Genomic DNA, 4,465 nt, shown 5'->3' on the forward strand with positions numbered 1-4,465 from the left:
CCCGAAGTCCCGGCTCCGCCGGGACGCTGCCGCACACGTGGCTGGGCCGAGTTTCGTCTCAGGGCAAACGCACGTGGATTAGAGATCGAATCACGTGCGTTTGCCCTTGATCGATGGAAAGGGGGCGGGTCGCGGGTTACTGCCAGGGGCCGCTGCGGCAGTTGCTCCAGCTGTCTGTCGCGCTGCCGGACGAGTTGGTAACCGTCACCGCGATCACGGTGCCGGAGCTGCAACCGGACGACACGTACGTCTTGTTGTCCCAGGACGCGAGGTGCATGCCGTTGACCGTCCAGCGGATCTGGACAGCGCCGGACAACCCGTGCTCGAGCTGGCAGAAGAACGAGTTCGCTCCGGACTCACAGATGATGTTCGCGCCGGGTGGCGGTGGCGGCGCGACGACCTCGGTGAACACCCACGCCGGGTACCCACCCCACACACAGGTGACGCCCGTGATGCGTTGGGTGGTGGGCACCCATGCCGAGCCGGTGAAGTATTCGTACAGCGGATCGTCGGGGTTGCCGATGTACTGCCGGCACATCATCACAACGCGGTACGGGATAGCGGCGTCGCCACCGCTGCACGACCCTTCGCCGAACAGGCCGTTGCTGCTGACCCAGCCCTGGCACTGGGGTGCCGCCTGAGCCGCGGCCGGACCCGCGGGCACCGATACTCCGACCAGCGCCACCACCATGCCGAACAGTAGGCCCATTATGCGGGGCCAGTGTCCTGTGCGTCCCATGTCACCGTCCTTCCGCACGACGTGTCGGGGACAGCGTCGCGGGAAGGACTGGTGAACCGTTCGACTGGCGCTGGAGCCGTCAGGCCACGGTGACCTTGCAATCTCGGCGCGTCAGAAGCGCTCGACCAGGTGCTCGCGGCCCGGCGGCGGCTCGTAGGGCTCGGGCCAGAAGTCGGTGATCCGGGCGATCAGCCCCTGGTCGTCGAGCTCGAAGAACGTCAGCGCGGCCTGCTCCTCGCCATCGGTCGTGACCGAGATCCAGGTGGCCGCGTGCGAACCCTGCCCGACGGCGCGCACCAGCGAGGCGTGCCAGTCCCCCGGGTACTCCTCGTTGAACCGCAGGTAGTCGACCTTGCCACGGATGCGCTCACGGCTCTGTGGCAACTCGTAGACCACGTCGTCGGCGAGCAACTCGCCGAACCCGGCCCAGTCGCGCGCCTCCGCCCGCGTCCAGTACTCCCGCACAACCTCGTCCGAAGTCGTCATGGCGCGCAGCGTGCCATGACCCACCGACAAAAATTCTGAGGAAACTCTGAGGTTGATCGCGACCGAAATGTCCTACGCTCCATCGAGAGAGATCGATGAGACATCGCACGTTCACCCGATGGACACCCCGGAGGACCCTACACCATGACCCGTCTCGCATTGTTCGCGATCGATCTCGTCGCGGTCGCCGTCCTGGTGTTCGGGCTCTACTTCCCGCGCCAGCAGGCGTGACCTCGTCGTGGCGTACCTCGGGGTCAACGTCGGCGTGCTGGCCGTCGCGGGCACCCTGACCACGAGCGGCGTGGGCGCGGGCCTGGGCCTCGGACTCTTCGGCGTACTGTCGATCATCCGCCTCCGTTCGACCGAACTCGACCAGCACGAGGTCGCGTACTACTTCTCCGCACTCGCGCTCGGCATCCTCGGCCCGCTCAGCAGCTCGACTGTGTGGCTGGCACCGACACTGATGACCCTGATCCTCGTGGTCATGTACCTGGGCGACCATCCCCGGCTCTTCCGTGCGTACCGCCGGCAGGTCATGGTGCTCGACTCGGCGGTCACCGACCAGGTCGCGCTGGTCGCGCATCTGGAGCAGGTGCTCGGCGCACGGGTCCACTCGGCCAGCGTCGAGCGGGTCGACCTCGTCAACGAGACCACGGTGGTCGAGGTCCGGTACTCCTGCCCGAGTACCAGGAACGCGCCGCTGTTCGCCGGGGTGCGGCCGTGATCGCGTCGCTGGCGGACCTGCCCGCGATCGGCCTGGCCGAGCTCATCGAGCGCGCCGCCCTCCAGACCCGCATGGACCGCAAGTACGTGCTGCCGGTCGGCGAGGTGGCCACGCTCGCGCCGCGCCTCGACCCCGACACGCAGGTCCTCGAAATCGACGGCGCCCGCTCCTTCCGGTACCGCTCCGTGTACTTCGACACCCCAGACCTCACTAGCTTCCGGCTTACCGCCCACCGCCGCCGTCACCGCTTCAAGATCAGGACGCGCTCCTACCTCGACTCCGCCACCTGTTGGCTTGAGGTCAAGACCGAAGGCGCGCGCGGGGGCACGGTCAAGAGCCGCATCCCCTACCGGCTCGACGACCACGCCACCGTCACGCCGGGACAGCTGTTCGTCGAGACCGTGCTGGGCCACCGCGCCGCGCCGTCGTTCGCACCGGTACTTGTGACCCGATACCGGCGGACCACGCTCTACCTGCCGTCCTCGGCCAGCCGCGTCACCATCGATGTGGAGCTGGCCTGGGAGCACGGTGACGCCCACCTGTGCCTGCCCGAGATCGCGGTCGTCGAGACCAAGACCGGATGCGCCGCCTCTCATGTCGACCGGTTGCTCTGGGCCCGAGGGCACCGGCCGGCGTCCATCTCCAAATACGCGACCGGTCTGGCCGCCCTGCGGCCGGACCTGCCCGCGGTGCCGTGGCGCCGCACGCTCCGCCGGTACTTCCCCGCTTCCTGAGGGGACCAGGACGCCAGCCGGCCCTCGATCGGTGCGAGGGCCGGCTGGTCTCACGCCTTGTTCGTCGCCAGCAACGGCTCGGGCGCCGGCTCGACCTTCGCCGGCCGCAGCTCGTCCAGGCGTACCAACGTGACGCCCGCGACGATCATGACGCCACCCAGCAACTGCACCGCCGTCGGCAGCTCATCGAGCACCAGCCAGGCGATCAGCACCGCGAACATGACTTCGGTCAGGCCGACGAAGGACGAGAGCCGCGCCCCCAGGATGCGGGCCGCGCCGATCCCGGCGACGTACGAGATCACCGCCGCCACCAGCGACAGGCCCAGCACCGGCACCAGCCAGCTCGTCCGGTACCCGGCGAATGTGACCTCGCCGAACGTGGCGTCAAGCGGCAGCGCGCCGGCGAGGCCGAGCGCGACGAGCACCGCCGCGCCGATACCCATGCCGCCGCTGGCCAGCGCGACGGGCGGCAGCTCGTTGTCACCGCGGGCGGAGAGCACGAAGTAGGCGGCCAGCCCGACGGCGGCGCCGAGCCCCCACAGCACCCCGACGGCGTCGAGGCGGGCGCCACCGGTGACGTCGAGCACGAACACGAGGCCGAACACCGCCGCCACCGACCCGGCGACGGTCAGGCGACGTGGCCGCTGACCGTGCGCCGCCCACATCCACCCCACCACGAGGATGATGCCGAGGTACTCCAGTAACAGCGCGACCCCGATCGGCAGATACTGGACCGCGTTGAAGAAGCATGCCTGGGCGGTCGCGACCGCGAGCACCCCGAACACGCCGACCATGCCGAGGTTGCGCCGCAGCACGTGCCACTTGCCGCGCAGCGCGATCACGGCGGGGATGGCGAGGACCAGCGCGGCCACGCCCACCCGGGTCGCCACCGCGGCCTCGGCCGACCAGCCGGCCTCGATCAGCGACCGGGCGAACGTGCCGGACGTCGCGAACGTGACGGCCGACAGCAGCGCCAACGCGAGGCCGGTGCCGGCGGAGCGTTGCGGTCGCATCCACCCTCCAGTTGTAATGAGCAAAGAGTCGCTATGCTGATGACGCTAGTCGAGCGAGGTGACAGGAGTCAAGATGGTTTTTGCCCATGACACAGAGATCGCCCTGGGCACCGCCGCCGCGCTCGTGAACACCGCCGGCCACGACCGCGAAGGTCTCCCCGACGTCGCCGCGCTCGACGCGTTCTTCCGCGCGTACGGCTGGACGGGCCGACACGAACACACCGAGGCAGAACTGCGGGACGTGCGCGCGCTACGCCCCCGGCTGCGCGAGGTCTGGTACGCCGACGAGGACCGCGCCGCCGAGATCGTCAACGGGCTGCTCCGGGAGTGCAACGCGCTGCCCCAGCTCATCAAGCACGACGGCGAGCCGTATCACCTGCACTCCGTGCCCCGCGACGCGCCGCTCCACATACGGATGGCGGTCGAGGCGGCGATGGGCTTCGTCGACATCGTCCGCAGCGGGGAACTGCGCCGTCTGCGGATCTGCGAGTACCCGGACTGCGGCAACGTCGTGGTCGACCTGTCGAAGAACCGCTCCAAACGCTTCTGCGACGCCGGCTGCGGCAACAAGGCCGCCGTCGAGGCCTACCGCGCCCGCAAGGCCGCCGCCCTCACCCGCCCGGCACCGTAGCCGACAAGCCCAGCCACCTGTAGCCCGACCCCGGCGGGAACGCCGCGCCCACCCGGCCCCACCACACCCGGCCGCGCCGCGCCCCGCCCACCGCGCCCGCTACGCCACGCCCGCTGCGCCCGCCCGCTGCGCCCGCCC

General features: G+C 69.8%; 6 protein-coding genes. 3 read left to right on the top strand and 3 right to left on the bottom strand.

All coding sequences use genetic code 11. The annotated features are described in order from the left end of the window. Positions 1-136: 136 nt before the first annotated feature. Together V6V89_RS41025 and V6V89_RS41030 are read right to left on the bottom strand one after the other, a co-directional pair. Entirely contained in the window at positions 137-739 is a 603-nt protein-coding gene (locus V6V89_RS41025) for a hypothetical protein (RefSeq protein ID WP_334625128.1), read from the bottom strand. A gap of 111 nt (positions 740-850) precedes the next feature. Further along, a complete protein-coding gene (locus V6V89_RS41030; protein WP_334625129.1) occupies positions 851-1,225 on the bottom strand; it encodes a nuclear transport factor 2 family protein in 375 nt (124 codons plus the stop codon). A 238-nt stretch (positions 1,226-1,463) separates the two neighbouring features. On the opposite strand from V6V89_RS41030, the gene V6V89_RS41035 reads away from it, so the two are divergent. Together V6V89_RS41035 and V6V89_RS41040 are read left to right on the top strand one after the other, a co-directional pair. After that, positions 1,464-1,949 carry a DUF4956 domain-containing protein gene (locus V6V89_RS41035; RefSeq protein WP_334625131.1) on the top strand — a complete coding sequence of 162 codons (486 nt, stop codon included), beginning with the start codon at positions 1,464-1,466 and terminating at the stop codon, positions 1,947-1,949. Next, positions 1,946-2,683, top strand: a complete 738-nt coding sequence (locus V6V89_RS41040) for a polyphosphate polymerase domain-containing protein (RefSeq protein WP_334625133.1) — start codon at positions 1,946-1,948, stop codon at positions 2,681-2,683. Before V6V89_RS41035 ends, V6V89_RS41040 begins: the two co-directional genes overlap by 4 nt. Before the next feature lie 50 nt (positions 2,684-2,733). On the opposite strand, the gene V6V89_RS41045 is transcribed toward V6V89_RS41040, so the two are convergent. Then, positions 2,734-3,696, bottom strand: a complete 963-nt coding sequence (locus tag V6V89_RS41045; RefSeq protein ID WP_334625134.1) for an EamA family transporter — start codon at positions 3,694-3,696, stop codon at positions 2,734-2,736. Between the two features lie 73 nt (positions 3,697-3,769). Here V6V89_RS41045 and V6V89_RS41050 point away from each other — a divergent pair, with 73 nt between their 5' ends. Then, positions 3,770-4,327: a CGNR zinc finger domain-containing protein gene (locus V6V89_RS41050; protein ID WP_334625135.1), complete on the top strand. Its 558-nt coding sequence runs from the start codon at positions 3,770-3,772 to the stop codon at positions 4,325-4,327. The last annotated feature ends 138 nt before the right edge of the window (positions 4,328-4,465 follow it).

Source organism: Micromonospora sp. CPCC 206061 (genome assembly GCF_036906915.1).
GTDB lineage: Bacteria > Actinomycetota > Actinomycetes > Mycobacteriales > Micromonosporaceae > Phytohabitans.

Excerpts from the sequence above, each read along its gene's own strand:
- V6V89_RS41050 (WP_334625135.1), top strand. The coding sequence starts at position 3,770 with ATGGTTTTTGCCCATGACACAGAGATCGCCCTGGGCACCGCCGCCGCG.
- V6V89_RS41025 (WP_334625128.1), bottom strand. The coding sequence starts at position 739 with ATGGGACGCACAGGACACTGGCCCCGCATAATGGGCCTACTGTTCGGC.
- V6V89_RS41045 (WP_334625134.1), bottom strand. The coding sequence starts at position 3,696 with ATGCGACCGCAACGCTCCGCCGGCACCGGCCTCGCGTTGGCGCTGCTG.
- V6V89_RS41030 (WP_334625129.1), bottom strand. The coding sequence starts at position 1,225 with ATGACGACTTCGGACGAGGTTGTGCGGGAGTACTGGACGCGGGCGGAG.